We start from the raw sequence: 24203 nt of genomic DNA, 5'->3' as shown, positions 1-24203 counted from the left end.
AGCCCCGCCTGGTGGTATAAAATGTAAAAAGCTCACGAAAAAACGGTAAAACTGGAGAAAAATACAGAATAAAATCGGTAAAAAATAAAAAAATAGTGGAAAATGCACAAAAAAGCTTGTCCACAGAGCAAATAGTGTGTTATAATGAATATATCTATTAAAACAGGGGGATAGATTATGGCAAAAGAAATGATAGCAATGCTTCTTGCCGGAGGTCAGGGATCTCGCCTTTATGCGCTGACCGAGAAGCTTGCAAAACCGGCAGTTCCATTTGGTGGAAAATACAGAATCATCGATTTCCCGCTTTCTAACTGCGTAAATTCCGGAATTGATACCGTAGGTATTCTGACTCAGTATCAGCCAATGGTGTTAAATGAGTACATAGGAAACGGCCAGCCGTGGGATCTGGACCGCCTCCATGGAGGTGTTCACGTGCTGCCTCCTTATCAGAAAGCCTCAGGTTCTGACTGGTATAAAGGAACTGCAAATGCCATCTACCAGAACATTCCATTCATCGAGAGCTACGATCCGGAGTATGTCATCATCCTTTCCGGAGACCAGATCTGCAAACAGGACTACAGCGATTTCCTCCGCTTCCATAAGGAAAAAGGAGCAGAGTTCAGCGTTGCGGTTATGGAAGTGCCGTGGGATGAAGCATCCCGTTTCGGACTTATGGTGGCAGATGAAAATGACAAAATCACCGAGTTCCAGGAAAAACCAAAACAGCCGAAATCCAATCTGGCATCCATGGGTATCTACATTTTCAACTGGGATATCCTGAAAAAATATCTGATTGAGGACGAGGCAGACCCGAATTCTTCGAACGATTTCGGAAACAATATCATCCCGAATCTTTTAAAAGACGGACGCAATATGTACGCTTATCACTTCAGCGGATACTGGAAAGATGTAGGAACCATCTCCTCTCTGTGGGAGGCAAACATGGAAATCCTCGATCCGGAACACAGCGGAATCAACCTGTTTGACAATGACTGGAAGATTTACAGCCGAAACAGCGGAAAAACAGGCCATAAGATCACCGAAACCGCTGTTGTGGAAAACTGTATGATCACCGATGGCTGCCGTATTGCAGGTCATGTCAAACACTCGATTCTGTTCTCAGGCGTAAAGGTTGCCGAGGGCGCAGAAGTAGAAGATGCCGTTATCATGGGAGGAACCGTGATCGAATCCGGAGCAGTCGTAAAACACTGTATCGTTGCGGAAAGCGTTGTGATTGGCCAGAATGCCGTGGTAGGAGAGATGCCGCATGATGGCGAAAAAGGTGTTGCCACCATCGGATCCGGAATTCATATCGGTGAGCGTGCCAAGGTAGGACCAAATGCAATGGTAAATGCAAATGTAAAGGATGGTGAAGAAGAATGGTAAACGCAAATGCAGATGCACTGGGCATCATTTTCCCAAACAGCTATGATGATCAGGTACCGGATCTGGTAAACGAGCGTCTGATGGCCTCCATTCCTTTTGCCAGCCGTTACCGCATGGTGGACTTTATCTTATCCAGCATGGTAAACTGCGGAATCGGAAATGTATCCATTATCGTCCGCAAAAATTACCATTCGCTGATGGATCATCTCGGCTCCGGACGTGAGTGGGATCTTGCCAGAAAAAAAGGCGGCTTAAATATTGTTCCGCCTTATTCTGAGAAGAAAATTCAGGTGTATTCCGGAAGAGTGGAAGCACTGGCAAATGTTCTCGATTTTCTGAAATGGCAGAAAGAAAAATACGTTGTTATGGCGGACACCAACATTGCCTGCAATTTTGATTTCAAAGAGATGCTGAATCAGCATATCGAAAGCGGCGCAGATGTTACGGCAGCTTATACCAAACAGCCGATTCCGGAAGGCGTCAGAAGCTCTTACGAGAAAACCAATTATCTGCACTACACCTTCTCCATGGCAGGACAGAAGATCAGCAAGATCTTTGTAAACTCGGAGGAAAACGGAGTACAGAATGTATCGATGAATATCTACGTGATGGAGCGTCAGCTTCTGATCGACGAAATCAAAAAAGGCTTTGTCCTTGGAAATAAATTCTTTGAGCGTGATGTCCTGGCACCGCAAACAGAGAAGCTGAATATTCAGGGATATGAGTTTACCGGCTATCAGGCAAGAATCGACGATATGAAGAGCTATTTCGATGAGAACATGAAGCTCTTAAAAGATGAAAATCTGGATAGCCTCTTCTTGGGAAACCCGATCTATACCAAAGTCCGTGACGACAATCCGACCCGTTATATCAACGGATCAAAAGCGAAAAACGTGATGGTAGCTGACGGCTGTGTGATTGAAGGTGAGATTGAAAACAGTATCCTGTTCCGTGGCGTCAAAGTAGCCAAAGGAGCAAAAGTAAAGAACTGTATCCTGATGCAGGACACCGTCATCGAAGCAGGCGCTGAGATCGAATACGTTGTCTCCGACAAATACGTAACCGTATCCGAAGGCAAACAGTTAAAAGGAACCGACTCCTTCCCGGTATTTATCGCGAAGGATCAGGTAGTATAAAGACACCCCAGGCGGGCAGGGAGGATATCTTCCCTGCCCGCTTTTTAAGATGAAAAACAAGCGCAAAAAAAGGTACTGCACCAGGAACGGATCCATCCTGTGCAGTACCTTTTTTCAGAAAAGTATGTTTTGTTTTCAGGCTTTCAGCGTTGGCAGCTGATACTGTTTTTTTAGTTCTTTATACTCTGCCTCAAACTCTTCTTCTTTCTTCAGCGCATGCAGATACTCATGCGTATCGAAGGATCCGCTGTGGATCTGGCTGACGCAGACGGCGATGTTGGAGCAGTGGTCGGAAATCCGTTCGAAGTCGGTCATTACATCGGAAAGGATAAAACCAAGCTCGATTGTGCATTTTCCACTCTGGAGTCGTTCAATGTGGTGGTTCTTCAGGCTGGAATTCAGGCTGTCGATCACCTGCTCGAGCGGTTCCACTTCATTTGCTTTTTTTACATCCTCATTGTTGAAAACGGAGAAGGTCAGGCTGACGATATCTTTGACTGCTTTTCCATAAACAGCAAGCTCTGCGGCTCCGTCAGCGGAGAACTGCAGGTTCTTGTCATGCATTTCTCTTGCAGCTTTCATGATGTTGACGGTGTGATCGGAAATTCGTTCGAAATCGCCGATGCAGTGCAGGATCATGGAAAGTGTCTGGCTGTCCTTCGGAGAAAGCTTTTCGCTGGAAAGCTTCACCAGATATGTGCCGAGGGCATCTTCAAAATGATCCACCTTTTTCTCAAGAATATCTACATTTTCCGCATCTGCCTCGTTGTAGGAGGCCATCAGGTCAACGGAAGTAACAAGACCGGTTTCGGTCAGCTCTGCCATTTTTGCGGCTGCAACTTTACACTGCTGCAGAGCAAAAGCCGGGCTGTCGAGGAAACGGGTATCGAGCATCTGAACCGCTTCGTCTGCTTTTTCTTCCGGTCCGTCCGGAATGGTCAGTTTCGCAAGTTTAACCAGTCCGTCCGCAAACGGGAACAGGATCAGAGTTGCAAAAATATTGAAACCGGAGTGAACGATTGCGATACCGGCTGCATTTGCGGAGGTTTCGAGGAATGGAAAATGTACAAAGGCATTGATTCCATAGAAGAGAACCAGGAAAAGAACAGTACCGATAATGTTAAAATAAAGGTGAACCATTGCGGTACGGCGTGCATTGCGGCTTGTACCGATGGAGGAGAGCAATGCGGTAATACACGTACCGATATTCTGTCCCATGATGATCGGGATCGCTACGGCGTAGCTGACGGAACCGGTTGCGCAGAGTGCCTGAAGAATACCGACAGAAGCAGAGGAACTCTGGATCACGGCGGTCAGAATGGTTCCGGCGAGAACACCGAGCACCGGCATGGAAAATTTTACGAGAAGTCCCGTGAATTCCGGTACATCTGCGAGCGGTGATACAGCGCTGCTCATGGTGTGCATACCAAACATCAGAATGGAAAAACCGGTTAACAGGGTACCGACATTTTTCTTTTTATCGCTCTTTGCCAGCATCAGCATAAAAACGCCGATGATTGCAAGAATAGGGGAAAAGGACGACGGGTTCAGCATTTTAATGAATACATTGTCGCCCTGAATGCCGGTAAGACTTAAGATCCAGGAAGTGATGGTGGTACCGATATTGGCACCCATAATGATGCCGACTGCCTGGTTCAGCTTCATGATGCCGGAGTTTACGAATCCGACAACCATAACAGTGGTTGCAGAAGAGGACTGGATAACTGCGGTAACACCGGCACCTAAAAGAACTGCCATAATCCGCTTTGAGGTCAGCTTTTCCAGCAGGTATTCCAGTTTACCGCCGGAAAGTTTGGTCAGACCATCGCCCATGGCGCTCATGCCGTATAAGAACATGGCAAGGCCACCGACAAAGGATAACACTCCAAAAATGTCCATAATTTCTCCCTTTACGTAATTTTCTTTTTCTTTTCGTGGGTTTAACAATAGATACACGTTTTGCAGGTCTTACTCGAGAAAAAACCTACATTTAGAAGATAACACATCTAAAAACAGTTTTGTGTTAAATGTATGTAAAGTTTGTAAAACGGTCAAAACAACTCAAAATCCGGTGCGGCACTGTTTTGTGCCGGTACCGGATCGTTTCTCGATTCCTTTGCATCCGAAAGAAGCTGCCACTCGCAGGATCTGCAGATGCGGGTAGTTTGGCTGAATATGATTTTCATAAGAAATCTTTTAACTTTTCCATGTTGTATTCTTCAAATTTTCGCAGCTTATCCATCAGATCCCGGATTTTGGGATCCGCGTCCTCATACTGGCGGTACTTCTGGATCGCCTCGACGATGCCCATGCTGCTTCCGGTAATCAGCATGCTGGCAATGTGTGAGGCGGACTGATCCGTCATGGTCTGCAGGTTTATCATAAAATACGTGCGTGCTTTCTCCATCATGCCAAGGCCTTTTTCATCGTATCCATGCTCGTTCAGCAGCTCCTTTGCCGCCTGATGAAATTCCTCATAGCCCTGAAACTGGGTTTTCAGATGTTCTTTTAAGTCTTTGTCCTCAACGACTCCAATGAGCTGCCGGATCGTGTCGACACCCATCTGGGAGTTCTGGTAAATAAAGTTTAAAAGCTCTGCATCTCCACTCATCGTGCATCTTCCTTTCTTGCTTTCTTTGGTGGTTTCATGAAAAAGTATTGCCGGAAATCGGGGCAAATATACCTGATTTTAATTGTAATTTTACAGGGAAAAAAGTATAATAAAAGCATCGGAAAAAGAGTACGAAAAAGCGGAAAAAAACGCAGAAAAACGGAAAGGAGAAGGAAAAATATGCAGTTATTTTATACCCCGCAGCATGCCCGTGTCGGCGATGTGATTCCTTATTATGAAGATGGGAAATTCCACCTTTTTTATCTGAAAAACTGGAATCCGTATTTCGGCAGTGACCGGAAAGAAGGCTGGCATCTGCTAAACACAAAAGATATGGTGCATTATGGGCCGGAGACGGCGATTGGGATTCTGGGAGGAACCGGATCTGTCATCAAGGCGGATGGGATTTACCATTTATATTACTGTATTTTTGAGCAGAACCCGCAGCGGCAGTACGTCTGCCATGCGACGAGCCGGAATCTGGAGAGTTGGACAAAACACGAAAAGGAAACCTTCGGACCGGATGAAACGATCTATCTTCCGACCGACTGGCGCGATCCATACGTGTTCTGGAATGAGGAAGAAAACTGCTGGTGGATGCTGCTGTGTGCGCAGAGCCAGGGAAAAACAGGCCGCCGCGGCTGTGTAGGCTTATGTAAATCTGCAGATCTTCATCACTGGGAATGCTGTGAGCCGCTGTATGCACCGCATGCGAGCATGTCTGCGTACGAGTGCCCGGATATGTTTTATGAAAACGGCTGGTGGTATCTGATCTTTTCGCAGTTCACAGACCGTTTCCAGACCATTTACCGCATGAGCCGTTCCTGCCATGGACCGTGGAAACGCCCGAAAACAGATTCCTTTGACGGTCGTGCGTTCTACGCGGCAAAAAGCTGCGGGGATGGAAACCACCGGTATCTGTTCGGCTGGAATCCGACAAGGACACAGAACACTTGGAATTTCGACCCGGATCCGAACCACGAGGGATACGATTACAAAACGTATGACTGGGGCGGTACGCTGATTCCGCATGAAATTTATCCACAGGAGGACGGCACACTGGCGGTAAGACCAAATCCGGCACTGAAAGAGGTTCTGACCATTCAAAATGACGTAAAGTGGGTACCGATGAGCGGCGCGTGGGAGATTGGTGAAACATCTGCTGTTGTTGATACGCCGTATGCTTATGCGTCTGCACTCAGTGAAAACGACGTTCCGCATCAGGGCCGTCTGGCACTTGATTTCACGTTTTCTGAAGGAACGGAGCGCTTTGCCGTGGCACTGCAGGTGGATGAGGAGTTTGCGAGAGGCTACTATTTCTACTTAGATCCGAAGCGGCAGCGTCTGGAGTACAAGAGTGCAATCCGTATGCATGAGCAGGGTGGATGGACGTTCCAGTACGATGTCGAGCTGGAGCGACCGCTGGAGCTGATTCCGGGAAAAACGTATTCCATGGAAATTTATATCGATGAGTCTGTGATGGAAGTCTATGTGGGCGGAACAACGGCTCTCAGTGTGCGCGCGTATGACCTGCACGACCGGAAGTTTGGCCTTGCTGTATCTGACGGAAAAGTGCGTTTTGAAAATATTCAACTAACGACGATGGGAGGGTGAACGGATGAGTCTTTATTTTCGACCGGAAAAGGCAGTGCTGGGTGATGTGATCCCCTATTACGACAATGGTGTTTTTAAACCGTTTTATCTTCGCAATTACCGTGCGAACCGGGATGAACAGCATCAGGACAGCTGGGTGATGCTGAGCACAACGGATCACATTCATTATACGGAGCATGATACAAAAATCGTGGGCGGCACGGGTTCTGTGATCAAAGTGGACGGGCTGTATCATATGTTTTACTGTACCTTTCAGAAGCTGCCGGAAAAGAATTACATGAATCACGCCGTCAGCACCGATCTGGATGTGTGGATGGAAATCCCGGAGGATCGCTTTGCGTCGGATGATGTGATCTATGAGCCGATCCACTGGAGGGATCCGTTTGTCTTCTGGAGTGAGGAGGAAAACTGCTGGTGGATGATTTTTGCGGCGCAGAAAAAAGGAAAAACGACGAGGAGAAGCTGTGTGGGTCTGTGCAAATCGAAGGATCTGCATCACTGGGACTACTGCGAGCCGTTCTATGCGCCGATGAATGCACAGTGTGCATTTGAGTGCCCTGACTTTTTCCGGATGGGAGACTGGTATTATCTCGTCTTTTCGTCGTATGCGGACCGCTATCAGACGATGTACCGGAAGAGCAGAAGTCCGTATGGACCGTGGCAGACGCCGGAAGTTGATACATTCGACACGCGCGCTTTTTATGCGGCAAAGACGGGAAGTGATGGCGTTCACCGATACGTTTACGGCTGGAACCCGACAAGAGAAGTCAATGAGCATAATTTTGATCCGCCGGGATATCCCGGAAAAGACTGCAATACCTGGGACTGGGGCGGCAGTCTGGTGGTGCATGAGCTGTGGCAGGATGAGAATGGCGATCTTTTTGTGAAGCCGATTCCGCAGGTGCTGGAAGCCGTGGGATGGGAAGAACCGCTTCAGATGCAGGCGCTGACAGGAGAGTGGAAGCTGGAAAAGAACCAGGCAGAGGTTGATACACCGTACGATTTTGGTGCGCTGCTGCTGAACCCGGTGGGTGAAACGAGTCGTCTTTCCTTTGACGTCGAGGTGGACGGGGATTGTCCGAGCGTTGGAATTGCCGTGCATGTCGAAGAAACATTTACGGTCGGTTATTATCTTCTGATTGATTTTGGCCGTCGCCGGATCGAGTTTAAATCCGGAGTCCGCATGACAGAGCGGGGCGGACAGATGTTCCCGTATGAGGTGGAACTGGAACGGCCGCTGCCGTCATCAACGGGAAGAAGCTTTCATGTCGATGTGATTGCAGACGGTACGATTCTGGAGGCTTATGTGGATGGCAAAATTGCGCTTGGAACGAGGATGTATGATCAAACGGGCGGATGCTTCGGGCTGTATGCATCGGATGGGAAAGCGGTATTTCGGGACATAAAGGTTTTTCACGCATGATAACCTTGCTGCACACGCCGTCCGCATGCGGAATCCGGCGGAGGGTCTCTTTTGAGAGAGTTGCTCATTTGGGAACTTTTGCTTGCAGTTTTGCCGGAGTGTGGTAAAGTAGTAGAGGAGTTATATGAATTTCAGCGGGGGACAGAAAATCGGATCTGTCGTTCCGCGTTCAGAAAGAGGATAGAACATTATGCTGAAAAAAATTGGAAGAAATGATCCCTGCTGGTGCGGCAGCGGGAAGAAGTACAAAGACTGCCATCTGGCGCTGGATGAGAAAATCAATTCTTATAAATTAAAGGGATGGAAAATTCCGCCGAAGAAAATTATCAAAAGACCGGATCAGATCGATGGGATTCGTGAAAGCGGTCTTGTCAATATTGCAGTTCTGGATTATGTGGCCGAAAACATTCATGCAGGCATGAGTACGGAAGACATCGACCGTCTGGTTGCGGAAAAGACAAAAGAACTCGGCGGAATTGCAGCACCGCTGAACTATGAGGGATTTCCGAAAAGCGTGTGCACCTCCATCAACGATGCGGTATGCCATGGAATTCCGAACGAGGAGGAAATTCTGCAGGACGGAGATATCATCAATGTTGATGTTTCTACCATCTATAAAGGATATTTTTCCGACTCTTCCCGTATGTTCTGTATCGGTGAGGTAGACGAGGTCTCAAAGAAGCTGGTGGAAGATACGTTAAAAGCCGTACAGCTCGGACTCTCCGAGGTGCGCCCGTTTAACCGGCTTGGCAATGTCGGCGCTGTGATTAATGAATTTGCCCAGAGCCAGGGCTATAAAGTAGTCCGTGACATCGGCGGCCATGGTGTCGGTCTGGAGTTCCATGAGGATCCGTTCGTCAGCTATGTCACAAGACGCGATACCGGAATGCTGCTCGTACCGGGTATGGTATTCACGATTGAGCCGATGATCAATCTCGGAACGGATGAGATTTTCATCGACTCCGACAACGACTGGACTGTCTACACCGAAGACGGCGCACCGTCAGCCCAGTGGGAGGTTACGGTTGCGGTAACAGAAGATGGATATGAAATTCTGGCATATTAATTGACGCATAGAAATACAAAAGCTGTGTCTGTGGAAGAAACTATTCTCCAGAGACACGGCTTTTTTCTTTGTTGTCAGAGAAAAGCAGGTTGCATAATGGCAGGAAATACAATTATAATAAAGAAACCGAAAGAAACAGGAAAACGACAGATCGGAAGAGATACGGTGTGCGAGCAAGGATGATGATTTTTGAAAGAGAAAAGGGAGAAATATTATGCTGGATTTGGAACAGGAGATGAGCCGGTGCCGGGTTTGCCCGCGGAAGTGCGGAGCGGACCGGGAGCATGGAAAGACAGGGTATTGTAAGGCGCCCTCCGGGGTTGCGGCGGCGCGGGCGGCGCTGCATTTCTGGGAGGAGCCTTGTATTTCCGGGACGACGGGGTCAGGGACGGTTTTCTTTTCCGGGTGCAATCTGCGGTGTGTCTACTGCCAGAACCATCATATCGCGGAGATGGAGAGCGGAAAAGTGATCTCGATCGACCGGCTTTCGGACATTTTTCTGGAGCTGCAGGCGCAGAATGCGAATAACATCAATCTCGTGACGCCGAGCCACTATGCGTTACAGATCCGGGAGGCACTTCTTTTGGCAAAGAAAAAGGGACTTACCGTGCCGGTTGTGTATAACTGCGGCGGGTATGAGAGCGTGGAAGCCCTGCAGGCACTGGACGGGCTGATCGATATTTACCTGACGGATTTTAAATATATGGACCCATCCCTTGCAAAAGCGTACTCGCGGGCAGAAGATTACCCGGAAACAGCAAAACGGGCGCTCGCGGAAATGGTGCGCCAGACGGGTGAAGCTGTATTCGATGAAAATGGTCTGATGAAAAAAGGTGTGATTGTGCGCCATTTATTGCTGCCCGGTGCTGTAAAAAATGCAAAAGCTGTGGTAAAATACGTCTATGAGACGTACGGCGATACCGTCTGGCTGAGTCTCATGAGCCAGTACACGCCGCTTCCGCAGGTGGAAAACATAAGTCTGCTGAACCGGAAAACGACAAAGCGGGAGTATGAGCGTCTGCTGGACTATACGTTTTCCCTCGGCGTCACCAACGCCTTTTTACAGGAAGGCCCGGTGGCTGAGGAGAGCTTCATTCCGGAATTTGACGGAAGAGGAATCTGACAACAACGAATTTAAATTGTACAATACGAGGAGGAAAAACTTTTGAGCAACGCAGTTGTAACACTGAAAAAAGGAGAGGGCCGCGCCCTAAAGCAGGGCGGAGCCTGGATTTTTGATAATGAGATCGCTTCGATTTTAGGAGCATATGAAAACGGAGATATCGTGCTGGTGCGCGACTTCGACGGATACCCGATGGGGCGCGGTTTCATCAACGAGCATTCCAAAATCCGCATCCGTATGATGACAAGAAATATCGACCAGGAAATCGATGAAGCATTCCTGAAAAAAAGAGTGCAGGATGCCTGGGAGTACCGTAAAAAAGTGACGGACACATCGAGCTGTCGTCTGATTTTCGGTGAAGCAGACTTTCTGCCGGGACTCGTAGTGGATAAATTCTCCGATGTGCTGGTCGTTCAGTCGCTGGCACTTGGTATCGACAAAATGAAAATGACGATCATCCGCCTGCTGGAGGAGATTCTGGCAGCTGACGGGATTAAGATTCGCGGCGTGTTTGAGCGAAGTGATGCAAAAGTGCGTGAGCAGGAGGGCATGGAGCGTGTGAAAGGATTTCTCTCCGAGCCGTTTGACACCAGCGTTGAAATCGTCGAGAATGGTGTTCATTATCTCGTCGATGTCAAGGACGGCCAGAAAACAGGATTTTTCCTCGACCAGAAGTACAACAGACTGGCTTTGCAGAAGCTCTGCAAAGACGCGAGAGTGCTCGACTGCTTTACCCATACAGGATCGTTCGCGCTGAATGCGGCATATGCAGGAGCAAAAGAAGTCATCGGCGTTGATGCATCGGAGCTCGGTGTAGAGCAGGCACGGAAGAACGCAGCCTTAAACGGTCTGGAAGACGTAGCATCTTTCGTCTGCGAGGATGTCTTTGAACTGTTGCCGCGTCTTGAAAAAGAAGGTGAGAAATTCGATGTTGTTATCCTTGATCCGCCGGCCTTCACAAAATCAAGAAACTCCATCAAAAACGCAATCAAGGGATATCGTGAAATCAATCTGCGTGGCATGAAACTGGTCAAAGACGGCGGCTACCTGTGCACCTGTTCGTGTTCCCACTTCATGGACTATGAACTCTTCACGAAAACCATCAACCAGGCGGCTCACAACGTTCACAAACGCCTCCGTCAGGTAGAGTACCGCACCCAGGCCCCGGATCACCCAATTCTGTGGGCGGCGGATGAGTCCTATTACCTGAAGTTCTACATTTTTCAGGTCGTTGATGAAAAGTAATGACTGGAAAGTGGCGGTAATGCTTGATTTATAAGGGTTGGAAGGCATTTGATATTTACAGAGAAAAATTCGTAAAGCATCGCAAAAAAAAGTTACAAATATATACGGAATGACTACGGTTTGGCTACGGTATTGAGACTTTTTTTGAAAGGGAAGCTATGATATTATTATCATGGAAGTAATGAACAGAGAGTGATCGAGAAAATTCGGTTGCTCTTTTTTTATTGTGAAGGGGGTTACATGTGCTATAATAAAACAAATTAACAAATTTGTGGAGGAAAACTTTTGATATGCATATCATTCAAATAGCAAATGATGAGGATAAAAAGAGCATAACCAGAAATATATTGGAAGAACTGCCTGAATGGTTTGGAATCCCCGAGGCACGAGAAGAATATATCCGCGACAGCGCAGGGAAAGTCTTCTTTTGTGCCATGGAAAACGAAAAAGACTTGGGATTTTTGTATCTCAAAGAAACGGGAAAAGATACAGTTGAGCTTGCGGTTATGGGCGTCTTAAAAGAATATCATCGCAAGGGAATCGGAAAAGATCTTTTTAACCGTGCGAAAAAGGCTGCAAAAGAAATGGGTTATTCATTTATACAGGTTAAAACTGTTCAAATGGGAAAATATAAATCCTATGACGATACAAATCGGTTTTACATTTCTATCGGTTTTAAAGAGTTTGAAGTATTTCCTACATTATGGGATAAATGGAATCCCTGCCAAATCTATGTGATGGGAATATGACAAATTCAAGTTTGTTTCATTGGAGAAAATTAAATTTTGCCAAATCATAATGCCAGTGTACGTTAAATATGCACTGGCATTTTTATGGACAATTTTACAAGAATGTCCATATATGGGCAAGAACCGATAAGTGAAGATTGATTTTTAATTATACGGTTGGTAAATTATAAGCAGATGGACATCTGTACATAAATATTCAGCTGGAGTGATTGAAATGAAATTTAAATTATCAAATAAAACAAGCAGATTTGCGAAACGGACATTAGCAGACTTTACAGAAAGAATGATTGTAATGCTGGCAGATATGTCGTTAGAAGAGATTTCTGTCCAGAAAATATGCGATATATGCAATTATCCAAGGTCAACATTTTATAACTATTTTGATGATATTTATGATCTGATGGATTATTGCTGGATTGCAATTATGAAAGATATGGATATAGAAAAATATCTGAATGTTCAGGGAGAACAAAACACAGAACAGATATTTTCTCTCCTATATGATTACCTTGATCAGTATAGATTACAGATTTGTAACATTTTATTAAAAAACAATTTGGAAGGAAGATGCATGGCTTCTCTGCGTACTTTTATGAAAAATCAGATCAGACAGGTGATAAGTATGTGTCCCGGAACGAAGGATTTTCCTGTGAGGGAAGATGTTATGGTTGACTACTATGCTGCAACACTTGAAATGCTGCTTGAAAAATGTTTTTTCACAAAGGAACAGCTAAGCAGAGAGGAAGCATTACAAGCAGTCCGATTTCTGCTTGGCAGTGTGGAAAAGGAGGCTCATAAAAAATGATTTTGTATTTCAGTGCAACAGGAAACGGAAAATATATCTCTGAACAGATTGCAGAGAAAACAAACGAAACATGCATGTCTATCGTAGACTGCATCCGTGAAGATAAGTATGTTTTTTCTGATGAAACAATACTTGGAATTGTGGTGCCGACTTATTTCTGGCGTCTTCCACGGATTGTTGCAGAATATCTGGATAAACTTAGAACAGAAAATTGTGGATATACATTTTTTCTTGCCAGCTATGGAACGACAACAGGTAAGGATGGCAGTATGGCGAAGGACATTATAGCTTGTCATGGACAGACGTTTGATGCGTATTATAGTGTGATCATGCCTGATACATGGACACCGGTGTTTGACCTTACGAATAAGAATAGAGTAGATAAGTGGCTGAGTGACGGCAAAAACCAGCTGGAACTTGTAATCGACAATATAATTTAAAAAAGAAAAGGTGACTTTTTAGACAAGAAATTACCAAAGTGGGTGGCTGCAATTCCCGCAGCTTATATGTATGCGACAGAGAGAAAAACAAAAAATCTGTCAGTAAACAAAGACGCATGTGTCGGTTGTGGTGTCTGTGCAAAAAAATGTCCGGTTGGTGCGATACAGATGGAAGAGGGATGTCCGGTCTGGAAAGTGGAAGAATGTGAAATGTGTCTTGGATGTCTTCACAGATGTCCGAAATTTGCAATCAGCTATGGCACTGGAAAAACGAACAGACATGGGCAGTATAAAAATCCGTATACAAGAATTTAGGAGGAACTATGGCAGATATAGCAGTAATTACAGGAACGTCATCAGGTCTTGGTGTAAAGTTTTTAGAGGCAGTCGTAAACAGATATCCGCAGATGGATGAATACTGGATTTTAGCAAGAAGAAAAGGACGATTAGATAAACTTGCTGGAAAATACAAGAATAAAAAAGTGGTCGCAATAGAGGTGGATTTAAGCAACGAGTCTTCTTATGATGGGCTAATCAAAAGACTGGAAAATGAAAAATCAAAGGTAAAAGTGCTGATCAATAATGCAAGATATGAAAAATCTGGCAAATTTGTTGATATGAGGCAGGAAGACATTTAATTTTGAAAATGCAGAGCATGTTGATGCTGACAGATGACCACATCACCCATTCCCTCGTTCGGCGAAACGGTTGCGGAACGAAAGGCCACCTGCGGATTCCGGAGGAGAGCAAAATGGCAGTGGAACTGTCCGCATATATAGAGAGTAGGAATGTGGATGGGTGGGAAGCCTGGGAGCAGTGAACTGTAACTGAAAAACAGCGCAGGAAAAAATCCTGCGCTGTTTTTTTGCGGAAAGTTGTGATATAGTAAAACTATGCGAAAGGAATCGAATAGAAAAAGCAAGAAATGGGAGGAATTGCCATATGACAGAACCAACATCCCACACACAGAAGAAAAAGCACTCCCGCCAGATGGCCACAAGCTGTGAGTCGTGCGGCAATTTTGTGTATGATGAGGATTATGAGTGCTACACCTGCGAGGTGGATCTCGATGAGGATGAGATGGCACGTTTTCTGCAGGATAAATTTTATGACTGTCCGTACTACCAGCTCGGCGACGAGTATCGGATTGTGCGGAAACAGATGTAGGCAGGCAATGCGTCCGGTATACAAAGCTGCGGCGTTTGCGATAAAAATAGAAAAAGAACAGGAGGCTTTTTACCATGAACAACGAAGTATTAAATGCAATCAAAACAAGAAGAAGCATCCGCAAATACAAAGCGGAGCAGATTACGGATGAGCAGCTTGATGCGATTCTGGAGGCCGGAACGTATGCGGCAACCGGCATGGGAAAACAGTCGCCGGTGATTGTTGTGGTACAGAAACCGGAGCTGATTGCAAAACTTTCGAAGATGAATGCGGCTGTTATGGGTACAACATCCGATCCGTTCTACGGTGCGCCGACGGTTCTGATCGTGCTTGCTGACCCGGAGCGCGGAACTTATGTGGAGGACGGCTCTCTTGTCATGGGAAATCTGATGCTGGCAGCACATGCCGTTGGTGTGGATTCCTGCTGGATCCATCGTGCAAAAGAAGAGTTCGCGAGCCCGGAGGGAAAAGACCTCTTAAAAGAGTGGGGACTTTCCGAAAATTATGTTGGCATCGGACACTGCATCCTCGGCTATCGCGACTGCGAGTACCCGGAGGCAAAAGAAAGAAAAGCAGATTATATTGTAAGAGTATAATCATCTGCGAAAAGGGCTCCGGGAGCGGCTGTGCGTTGAAAACACCCGCCCGGAGTCCATATTTTTAACCGGATCAAGCAAGTACTAGAGACAACAGAGGAACAGCCATGTATCGAATTATGATTGTAGAAGATGATGAAGTTATCGCCCGCACCGTGCAGCAGAGCCTGGTTTCCTGGGGCATGGATGCGTTCTGCGTACAGGATTTTTCCGGCGTTCTCGCCGAATTTGCCGTGAAAAATCCGCAATTAGTGCTGATGGACATTCATCTTCCCTTTTTTAACGGATTTCACTGGTGCCAGGAGATTCGAAAAGTCTCTAAAGTGCCGGTAATTTTTCTTTCTTCTGCATCGGACAACATGAACATCATTATGGCCGTTAATATGGGCGGCGATGACTTTATCGCGAAGCCGTTTGATTTAAGTGTCCTGACCGCCAAAGTCCAGGCGATGCTCCGCCGCACCTACGAATTTGCCGGAGAAACGAATTTCCTCGAGCACCGCGGTGCCATGCTCGATACGGGAAGTGGTGTGCTGAATTACCGGGGAAAGCGGATTGAGCTGACAAAAAATGAGTGGCGCATTCTGCAGTCCCTTCTCGAAAATAAAGGAAAAGCCGTCAGCCGCGATACGCTGATGATGCATCTGTGGGAGTCGGACAGCTTTATAGATGACAACACGCTGACCGTCAACGTCACGCGCCTGCGGAAAAAACTGGAGGAGGCAGGACTTACAGACTTTATCCAGACGAAAAAGGGTGTCGGCTACCTGATTGCATGACGGAAGCAGAACAGGAGAAAAAGGATGGAACAGCAGAAAGAGGGAATCCGGCAGGAGTTTATGCTTCTTAACTGGTATTTGAAAGAGCATCTTGCATCGACTGTGCGGATTGCCGCTTTTATCGGAGTATTTTCACTCCTCTGTTTTCTGCGCAATGTGCCGCAGGATGTCACCGTTTATATGATCGTGCTGATGGCTGCTGCCGGAGCCGCAGGTTTTTGCTTTCATTATGGGAAGTACCGGAAACATCATCTGGTCTTAGCACTCCTTGCCGCCGAACCGCAGGGCAAAACAGAAGCGCTTCCGGAGGCGGACGGGCTTCTGGCGCGGGATTACCAGCAGATCATCGCATCCTACGAGCGGCAGTTTCAGGAAGAACAGATTAAGATGGAGCAGAAATACCGCGATATGATGGAGTATTACACCATGTGGACCCATCAGATCAAAACGCCGATTGCGGCGATGCGGCTGCTTCTGCAGGAGGAGGATACGCCGCTTTCGCGTGAAATGCAGAGCGAACTTTTCCAGACGGAGCAGTATGTGCAGATGGCGCTGCAGTACCTGCGCATGGAAAAAATGACATCGGATCTTGTCTTTGCAAGGTACGATTTGGATGCGCTGATCCGCCAAGCTGTGCGGAAATATGCCCCGCTTTTTATCCGCCGGAAAATTATACTTTCCTACGAGCCGGTGCACTGCGAGGTGCTGACAGATGAAAAATGGCTCGTCTTTGTGCTGGAGCAGATTCTGTCAAATGCGCTGAAATACACGAAAAGTGGCAGCATTCACATCTATCTGTCACCGGATGCACCAAAAACGCTGGTGATTGAGGACACCGGCATCGGCATTGCGCCGGAGGATCTGCCGCGGATTTTCGAAAAAGGCTACACGGGCTGCAACGGCCGCGCAGACAAGCGGTCAACGGGCATCGGACTGTATCTGTGCCGCCAGATCATGGAGAAACTTTCGCATACCATCCGCATCGAGTCGGAGATGGGAGTGGGAACGAAGGTGTATCTTGGGCTGGATACCGTATCCCTGTAGTACATAGAGAGCTTCGCCGGGAATCTTACAGAAATGTAAGGTTGCCGGTCTTTTTGTAAGATGATCCTAAGGCAGAAGAGGGTGCGGACGGGTATAATAAGCCTTGTCAATTAAGAAAACAGTTCAGACAGAAAGGAAAATGTGACATGGCAATTCTGGAAGTAGAACATCTGAAAAAAACATATACCACGCGCCTCGGCAGCAACCGGGTGGAAGCGTTGAAAGACGTTAATTTTACAGTGGAGCGGGGCGAATTTGTTGCAATCATGGGCGAATCGGGAAGCGGAAAAACGACGCTTCTGAACCTGCTCGCAGCACTAGACAAGCCAACCGGCGGACAGGTGCGGTTAAATGGAAAAAATCTCGGCGAATTAAAAGAGAAGGAGATTGCCGGATTCCGCCGCGAAAACTTAGGTTTCGTGTTCCAGGACTTCAACCTGCTCGATACCTTTTCCCTGCGTGACAACATTTATCTGCCGCTCGTGCTGGAAGGAAAAAAATACGAGGAGATGAGTCTTCGGGCAGAGCCGATTGCGAAAAAACTCGGCATCACCCAGATCCTCAATAAATACCCATATGAGGTGTCCGGCGGACAGAAGCAGCGTGCAGCCGTTGCGCGTGCGCTGATTACCAATCCGGAGCTGGTTCTTGCGGATGAGCCTTCCGGCGCGCTCGATTCCCATGCAGCGGATGGCCTCATGAACCTGTTCGAAGAGATCAACGAGGAGGGCCAGACAATTGTTATGGTAACGCACAGTGTGAAGGCGGCCTGCTCGGCGAAGCGTGTGCTGTTCATCAAGGACGGCGAGGTCTTCCACCAGCTGTATCGCGGTTCTTTAGGACGCGATGAGATGTATCAGAAGATCTCCGATACGCTGACAATTCTTGCGACGGGTGGTGAACGGGATGAATAATCTGCTGTATGCCAGACTGGCAAAAACAAATTTAAGCAAAAACCGTCAGAATATCCTTCCGTATCTGCTGTCGTGCATCGGCACGGTGGTGATGTTTTTTATCATGGATACACTGGCGCAGGGAAGTGGCTTTGATTCCATGATCGGAAAAGATACGATCCTGACAGTGATGGGGATGGGAACCTATATCATTGGCCTGTTCGCGGTGATTTTTCTGATCTACAGCAATAGCTTTCTGGCAAAAAGAAGAAAAAAAGAGTTCGGTCTGTTCCAGATCCTCGGCATGGAGAAAAAGCATCTGGCGAAGATTCTCTTTTTTGAAAGTCTGTATCTGTGGGCGGCATCGCTTGGAATCGGTATTCTGCTCGGTGTGCTGCTGTACCGCCTGCTGTTTCTGGTGCTGATAAAGCTGACCGGACTGAACGGAACAATTGGTTTTGCGTTCAGTGCAAAAGCCGTGGGAAGTACGATGCTGCTGTTCGGCCTGATTTTTGTGATCAATTTTCTCTTAAGTCTCTGCCAGATCCATGTCTCACAGCCGGTTGAACTGCTGCACGGCGGCGCGCAGGGCGAGCGGGAGCCGAAAACGAAGCTGTTGACGGCGGTTTTGGGATTCATGCTGCTTGGTGTTGGCTATTATCTTGCTCTGACCTGCCAGTCCTCGATGGACGCGCTTGATAAGTTTTTTATTGCAATCGCTTTGGTTATGGCGGGAACGTACTGTCTGTTTTCTGCTGGAAGTATTGCATTTTTGAAAATCCTGAAGAAAAACAAGAATTACTATTACCAGACACGCCATTTTACAAGCATTTCGGGCATGCTGTACCGCATGAAGCAAAATGCGGTCGGTCTTGCGAATATCTGTATTCTGTCAACGGGTGTGCTTCTGGTTATCTCCATCAGCACATGTCTGTGGACGGGGATTGAGGAGGTTACCTATACGCGGTTTCCACATCAGATTTCGATCGAAGCAAATACTGGCGTGAGCGGCATTATGGAGACGGTGGAGCCGGTCAGTCAGAAGATGATAGAGGAAGTGAAAACTGAGATTGATCAGCATCTGGAAGAAAAGCAGCTCAAAAAAGAGTATGAAAGTGATCAGAGATACTATGTTATGCTTGCTGTTGTAGATAGAAACAAAGTAGAAAAAACACAGTCAGATGATGCTGCGGCGAGTACACTGATAAAGATTATGGAAGAGTCGGAGTACAAACAGGTAACCGGCGAACAGGTAGAGCTGGAACCAGGGCAGGCTCTGGTTTTTCAGGCAAAACAGAAAAATTATGGATATGACACGATTGAACTGGGAAATCAGACGTATGAAGTAAAAAAATGGAATACCGATAAAAAATCGTACATTCTGGATGAGAAGACGCAGGTGTATGAGACAATGACGGTGGTGACGCGGAACAAGGAAGCAAAGGAAGCGTATGCGGCTGTGCAGGGAAAGGAGCCAGAAGGATACAGTTGGGAATATGCTCTGGATCTTACCGGGGATGCCGGCGAACAGATCGCCGTTGGAGATGAGCTTGAGACGATACTGACGGAATCATCTTTTAACGGATGGCTGGAAGTGCGCGAAAAAGAGCGCAATACGGTTTACAGTCTGTATGGTTCACTTCTGTTTTTAGGTGTTTTCGTTGGTGCGCTGTTTTTGATGGGTGCCGTTATGATTATCTATTATAAGCAGGTTTCGGAAGGCTTCGACGACAGAAAAAGGTTCCAGATTATGCAGAAGGTCGGCATGAGCCGCAAAGAAATCCGTCAGACGATTCAGTCACAGGTGGTAACGGTATTCTTCCTGCCGCTTGTGATGGCCGTGGTGCATACAATGGTAGCGTTTCCATTGACCAAGCGTATCATGGCAATGCTGAATTTCCCGGACAGCAATCTGTTCCTGGTTGCAACAGCGATTACGATTGCGGCGTTTGCCGTGGTTTACCTGATCGTCTATGTGCTGACGGCGCGGGCGTATTACAAAATTGTGGAATAAAAAGATGTACTTTTTTCAAAACATCAGCGCGGCTTTGAAAAAAACTTAACAAAAAACGATGAGAAAAAGACATCCGGCGCAGACGGAAAATCTGTGGAGGATGTCTTTTTTGCTGTCCTATTTATAAATGCCGTTGACGGTAACTTTGAAAAGAGCTTCCTTTCCATTGAGTTCGTCTTTTCCATAGTCTTCCGGGAAAGTGACGGTTACATCTACGCTGTCGCCCGGGTGATGGCCGATGAGCTGTTCTTCAAAGTCATCGATGTAAGTGTGGGAGCCGATCACAAGATCAGCGCCGTTTCCTTTTGTGTTTCCACCTTCAAATTCCACGCCGTCAATGGAGCCGACATAGTCGATATTGACGGTATCACCGTCCTCGATGGTAAGGGAAGTGTCGGTCTGCAAAGAGGCAGAAGCCGAAGTGGAGGCTGATGAGGCGGCTGCGGTATCCTCCGAGGCACTTTTTGCAGAGAGTCGTTTGGAATCGAGTACGCTGGCGATAATAAGGCCGACGATCACAACGACAATCAGAGCCGGTCCGGCCCAGCTCCAGATCTTTTTGTAATGCGCTACTTTCGCTTCGTGCTCCCGCTCTTTGGCACGCCGTTCCTTGGCAGCTTTTCTGTTTTCTTTGTTCATAAAAAGGATCTCCTTTGCACTTTTACGACTGCAATCGTATTTTATAATATCAAATATATCATAAAAATATGGTAAAAGTGTGAAAAAAATAACACGATCCAACATTGTCAATGCTCAAAAATGACGATATAATGAGTGCAAGTGAGCCAAATGAAAATTTATTTTCAGTTGGCGAACGACGAATGTTGCTTACGCGATAGCGTAAGATTGAGTGCAAGTGAGCCAAATGAAAATTTATTTTCAGTTGGCGAACGACGAATGTTGCTTACGCGATAGCGTAAGATTGAGTGCAAGTGAGTCAAACGAAAATTTATTTTCAGTTGGCGAACGACGAATGTCGCTTACGCGATAGCGTAAGATTGAGTGCAAGTGAGAAAACGCGGCGAGTAAGGGAGTGAATAAAATGGATGACTGGAGTAGTTTCAGAACGACGACATCCGAACAGCAGCGCCTCCGGGCTGCACTTTCCGGCTTTTGTGAATCGCAGGATCTTCCGGAAGAACAGCGAGCCGCATATACCGCATACCTGCGGAAACGCATTCGTCCCGCTGTCGAAATGCTGATTCGTGAGGATGATTTTTCAAAGCTGGAAAATATTCTGCAGACCGGATGGCTGTCCGATGCAGACCGAAAACGTTTTCTCAACCTTGCCGCCGACCAGCAGAAATGGCAGGCCTTCCGCATTCTCCTGAACCGGAGCTCACAGGATCCGATGCAGGAGAATACGGAAAGCAGAAAAACAGAAGCTGCGTTTCAAAAAGAAAAGCCCACAAAAGAAAAAGAAGCGCTGGCGCTCCGGCTTTTCGAAGAAGCCCGCAAAAATCTCTGCTGGCTGTACCCGGAACTTGGTGAAGCGATTCTTTTCTTTCAGCATCAGCCATCTGACAGGACAAAAGCCATCACATCCGACGGTCATACGATATATTTTAACTCCGATTTTGTACTCCGCATGTGTGCCGAAAATTCATCGTTCCTCAAGGAGGGCTATCAGCACCTGCTGCTGGAATGCATCCGCCGGTTTGGGAAAGAAACACCGGAGCCGGAAAAAGAAGAACAGTCCCCGGTTTCATGGCTGATGCCGGAAAAAGAAAAACAGTCTCCGGTTTCATGGCTGGTGCCGGAAAAAGAGACGGAACTTATCGAGTCTTCTCAACCAGTCTGGAAACGTGCTGCCCGCAAGTTGGCGGAAAACTACGGCACCGGCGGCCTGCGGCGAGGCCAGAACCGTGGTGGAAAAAAAGAAACCCTGTCCGGGATCGAAAAAAGAGCGTACGATTACCGTCGCTTCCTGAAACGCTTTACCGTTACCCGCGAGGAAATGGAGCTGGATCTCGACAGCTTCGATCCAGTCGCTTACCATTATGGTCTTATGTATTACGGAAATTTCCCTTTCATCGAGCCGCCGGAGACGCGGGAAGGAAACCGTCTCGAAGAGCTGGTTATCGCGATCGACACATCCGGTTCGTGCAAAAAAGAAATTGTAGCAAAGTTCCTTGGTGAGACGCGCAGCATTCTTGAAGAAAAAGAAAACTTCTTTTCCAGCTGGAACGTCTGCCTGATCCAGTGCGACAGCTTTGTGCAGGATGTCACGATGATTCATTCCCCGAAAGAATGGGAAGCATACCGCGAAGCAGTCACGATCAAGGGCCGAGGCGGAACCGATTTCCGTCCTGTCTTTCAGAAAGTGGAAGAGTTGCGGGAACAGCACGTATTCCGAAACTTAAAAGCGTTGATCTATTTTACCGACGGAGACGGAATTTATCCCGAACAAAAGCCCGATTACGAGACGGCATTCGTCTTTGTCAGACAGACCGAAAAAATGAATCTTGTCCCCAAATGGGCAAAAAAACTGCTGACAGAAGAATGTACTCTTTGAACACAACTGACAAAAAAGCATCTCGCAAAATCAAACACAGAAAGATTTCGAGAGTACATAAAGAGCGCATAAGATAAGAGAGAACATATGAACATACAAGAAGCAAAAGAGACAATTGAAACAGCCCTGCGCGCATACTTTGCAAGAGATGAAATTGGTTTTCCACTGGTTCCGCTCCGACAGCAGCGTCCCATTCTCCTGATCGGCCCGCCGGGCATCGGAAAAACGGCAATTATGGAGCAGATCGCAGAAGAGTGCGGTGTGGGGCTTGTCGCCTACACGATGACACACCATACGCGTCAGAGTGCCATGGGCCTTCCGGAGATCTGCAAACGTGAAATCGAAGGGAAAATGGTACATACAACGGAATACACGATGAGCGAGATCATCGCCTCGATCTATGACTGCATGGAGCAGACCGGAAAGAAGCGGGGTATCCTCTTTCTCGATGAAATTAACTGCGTCTCCGAGACCCTCGCTCCGGTAATGCTGCAGCTTTTGCAGGATAAAAAATTCGGCAACCAGCGCATCCCGGATGACTGGCTGATTGTGGCCGCCGGAAATCCGCCGGAATACAATAAATCTGTGCGGGAATTTGATGTGGCAACACTCGATCGTGTGCGAAAGATTGATGTGGTTCCCGATCTTTCCGTCTGGCTCTCCTACGCGGAGAAAAATCAGATCCACAGTGCTGTGACAACGTATCTTACGGCACACAGTGACCATTTTTATTCTGTTTCGCAGGAAGCGGATGAGAAGCGTTTTGTGACAGCACGCGGCTGGGAGGATTTGTCGGCAGTGCTGAAAAGTTATGAAATCCTGCATTTTCCGGTCGACGAAGCACTGATTGGACAATATTTGCAGGAAGAAAAGACGGCGGAGGAATTCAGCTCGTACTACAGGATTTACGAAAAATATGGACAGGATTACGGTGTGGAGGAGATTCTGACCGGTGTGCTTTCCAGAAAAATCATGGCAGAAAAACAGCAGATGGCGGCCAATGGTTCCGCAGAAGAACGATCTGTACTGCTGTCTCTGTTTCATGCGGCACTTCAGAAAGAGGCATCCGCCTGCCAGAAGCAGGAGCACACGGCAAAGGAGCTCTCCGAGTGCTTTCGCCAGTTTATCGGGCTTTGCAGGCAGAAAAAAGATGAAACATACGCATCCTGGCTGCAGCAGAAAGAGCAGGGATTTGCAGTGTGCAAAAAGCAGGGACTGCTGAAAAAGGACGAGGAAGAAACGAATGCGCGGGTCTTGAAAAAGTTAAAAAAACTCGAGGAGACCGCTAAAAAATGTCGCAAAACCGATTCGGATCAGATGAAAGAGCTTTTTGAAACGGTATGTGAACTGGAACAGGAAAAAGTGGAAAAGGAAGTAAAGGATGTGAAACTGCAGATTCGCCGTGCCGCTGAATTTTTACAGAACAGCTTTCCGGGCGGAGCAGAAGTGGTGCTGTTTGAAGCAAATCTGGCGCGAAGTCCAGCGTTAAGGAGTTTTTTGATTGAGAAAAGCATGGATGCCAAATGATAAGCTGCCACTTTGTAAAGAAGAAAATGGTTCTGAAAAGCCCATTTCCGGAGAAAAATGATTTGAAAGG

General features: G+C 47.1%; 22 protein-coding genes and 1 pseudogene. 20 read left to right on the top strand and 3 right to left on the bottom strand.

All coding sequences use genetic code 11. The features are described from left to right. Positions 1-177: 177 nt before the first annotated feature. Positions 178-1386 (top strand): glucose-1-phosphate adenylyltransferase, encoded by a 1209-nt coding sequence (locus ACY2VT_RS03480; RefSeq protein ID WP_461878890.1) that lies wholly within the window; start codon positions 178-180, stop codon positions 1384-1386. Further along, positions 1380-2522: a glucose-1-phosphate adenylyltransferase subunit GlgD gene (glgD, locus tag ACY2VT_RS03475; RefSeq protein WP_055219498.1), complete on the top strand. Its 1143-nt coding sequence runs from the start codon at positions 1380-1382 to the stop codon at positions 2520-2522. Before ACY2VT_RS03480 ends, glgD begins: the two co-directional genes overlap by 7 nt. A gap of 135 nt (positions 2523-2657) precedes the next feature. Here glgD and ACY2VT_RS03470 read toward each other — a convergent pair whose 3' ends face one another. Continuing rightward, positions 2658-4421 (bottom strand): Na/Pi cotransporter family protein, encoded by a 1764-nt coding sequence (locus ACY2VT_RS03470; protein WP_461878889.1) that lies wholly within the window; start codon positions 4419-4421, stop codon positions 2658-2660. 283 nt (positions 4422-4704) lie between these two features. Beyond that, positions 4705-5133, bottom strand: a complete 429-nt coding sequence (locus ACY2VT_RS03465; protein ID WP_461878888.1) for a hypothetical protein — start codon at positions 5131-5133, stop codon at positions 4705-4707. Between the two features lie 180 nt (positions 5134-5313). Between ACY2VT_RS03465 and ACY2VT_RS03460 the strand changes: the two genes are divergently transcribed. The 16 genes and pseudogenes from ACY2VT_RS03460 to ACY2VT_RS03385 all read left to right on the top strand — a co-directional run bounded on the left by ACY2VT_RS03460 (position 5314) and on the right by ACY2VT_RS03385 (position 20091). Continuing rightward, a complete protein-coding gene (locus ACY2VT_RS03460; RefSeq protein ID WP_461878887.1) occupies positions 5314-6747 on the top strand; it encodes a family 43 glycosylhydrolase in 1434 nt (477 codons plus the stop codon). Positions 6748-6751: 4 nt separating this feature from the next. After that, positions 6752-8170, top strand: a complete 1419-nt coding sequence (locus ACY2VT_RS03455) for a GH32 C-terminal domain-containing protein (protein ID WP_461874877.1) — start codon at positions 6752-6754, stop codon at positions 8168-8170. Between the two features lie 190 nt (positions 8171-8360). Continuing rightward, positions 8361-9236, top strand: coding sequence for a methionyl aminopeptidase (locus ACY2VT_RS03450; RefSeq protein ID WP_117760778.1), 876 nt, complete (start codon positions 8361-8363; stop codon positions 9234-9236). 214 nt (positions 9237-9450) lie between these two features. Beyond that, positions 9451-10359 carry a radical SAM protein gene (locus tag ACY2VT_RS03445; RefSeq protein ID WP_461878886.1) on the top strand — a complete coding sequence of 303 codons (909 nt, stop codon included), beginning with the start codon at positions 9451-9453 and terminating at the stop codon, positions 10357-10359. A 42-nt stretch (positions 10360-10401) separates the two neighbouring features. Then, positions 10402-11604, top strand: a complete 1203-nt coding sequence (locus ACY2VT_RS03440) for a class I SAM-dependent rRNA methyltransferase (protein WP_461878885.1) — start codon at positions 10402-10404, stop codon at positions 11602-11604. Between the two features lie 290 nt (positions 11605-11894). Beyond that, a complete protein-coding gene (locus ACY2VT_RS03435) occupies positions 11895-12353 on the top strand; it encodes a GNAT family N-acetyltransferase (protein ID WP_461878884.1) in 459 nt (152 codons plus the stop codon). 214 nt (positions 12354-12567) lie between these two features. Continuing rightward, positions 12568-13158, top strand: coding sequence for a TetR/AcrR family transcriptional regulator (locus ACY2VT_RS03430; protein ID WP_461878883.1), 591 nt, complete (start codon positions 12568-12570; stop codon positions 13156-13158). Next, positions 13155-13913 (top strand): annotated as a pseudogene (locus tag ACY2VT_RS03425) (EFR1 family ferrodoxin). The gene ACY2VT_RS03430 and the pseudogene ACY2VT_RS03425 overlap by 4 nt, the downstream one beginning before the upstream one ends. 8 nt (positions 13914-13921) lie before the next feature. After that, positions 13922-14236 (top strand): SDR family NAD(P)-dependent oxidoreductase, encoded by a 315-nt coding sequence (locus ACY2VT_RS03420; protein ID WP_461878882.1) that lies wholly within the window; start codon positions 13922-13924, stop codon positions 14234-14236. 2 nt (positions 14237-14238) lie between these two features. After that, positions 14239-14418 (top strand): hypothetical protein, encoded by a 180-nt coding sequence (locus ACY2VT_RS03415; RefSeq protein WP_461878881.1) that lies wholly within the window; start codon positions 14239-14241, stop codon positions 14416-14418. Between the two features lie 170 nt (positions 14419-14588). Continuing rightward, complete coding sequence (locus tag ACY2VT_RS03410; RefSeq protein WP_461878913.1) at positions 14589-14765, top strand: DUF6472 family protein; 177 nt, start codon at positions 14589-14591, stop codon at positions 14763-14765. Positions 14766-14839: 74 nt separating this feature from the next. Next, the gene (locus ACY2VT_RS03405) at positions 14840-15361 is read left to right on the top strand and encodes a nitroreductase family protein (RefSeq protein WP_461878880.1); all 522 of its coding nucleotides are present in this window, start codon (positions 14840-14842) and stop codon (positions 15359-15361) included. A 107-nt stretch (positions 15362-15468) separates the two neighbouring features. Beyond that, the gene (locus tag ACY2VT_RS03400) at positions 15469-16140 is read left to right on the top strand and encodes a response regulator transcription factor (RefSeq protein ID WP_461878879.1); all 672 of its coding nucleotides are present in this window, start codon (positions 15469-15471) and stop codon (positions 16138-16140) included. Between the two features lie 24 nt (positions 16141-16164). Further along, a complete protein-coding gene (locus ACY2VT_RS03395) occupies positions 16165-17184 on the top strand; it encodes a sensor histidine kinase (protein WP_461878878.1) in 1020 nt (339 codons plus the stop codon). A gap of 146 nt (positions 17185-17330) precedes the next feature. Beyond that, positions 17331-18098: an ABC transporter ATP-binding protein gene (locus ACY2VT_RS03390; protein ID WP_461878877.1), complete on the top strand. Its 768-nt coding sequence runs from the start codon at positions 17331-17333 to the stop codon at positions 18096-18098. Then, the gene (locus tag ACY2VT_RS03385; RefSeq protein ID WP_461878876.1) at positions 18091-20091 is read left to right on the top strand and encodes an ABC transporter permease; all 2001 of its coding nucleotides are present in this window, start codon (positions 18091-18093) and stop codon (positions 20089-20091) included. Before ACY2VT_RS03390 ends, ACY2VT_RS03385 begins: the two co-directional genes overlap by 8 nt. Before the next feature lie 117 nt (positions 20092-20208). Here ACY2VT_RS03385 and ACY2VT_RS03380 read toward each other — a convergent pair whose 3' ends face one another. Continuing rightward, positions 20209-20730: an FKBP-type peptidyl-prolyl cis-trans isomerase gene (locus ACY2VT_RS03380; RefSeq protein ID WP_461878875.1), complete on the bottom strand. Its 522-nt coding sequence runs from the start codon at positions 20728-20730 to the stop codon at positions 20209-20211. Between the two features lie 403 nt (positions 20731-21133). Between ACY2VT_RS03380 and ACY2VT_RS03375 the strand changes: the two genes are divergently transcribed. Further along, positions 21134-22606: a vWA domain-containing protein gene (locus ACY2VT_RS03375; RefSeq protein WP_461878874.1), complete on the top strand. Its 1473-nt coding sequence runs from the start codon at positions 21134-21136 to the stop codon at positions 22604-22606. An 87-nt stretch (positions 22607-22693) separates the two neighbouring features. Next, entirely contained in the window at positions 22694-24133 is a 1440-nt protein-coding gene (locus ACY2VT_RS03370; protein WP_461878873.1) for an ATP-binding protein, read from the top strand. Positions 24134-24203: the final 70 nt, after the last annotated feature.

It is taken from the genome of Fusicatenibacter sp. (assembly GCF_050872605.1).
In the GTDB taxonomy this organism is placed as follows: Bacteria; Bacillota; Clostridia; order Lachnospirales; family Lachnospiraceae; genus Fusicatenibacter.
This window is presented reverse-complemented; position numbering and strand designations above follow the sequence as displayed.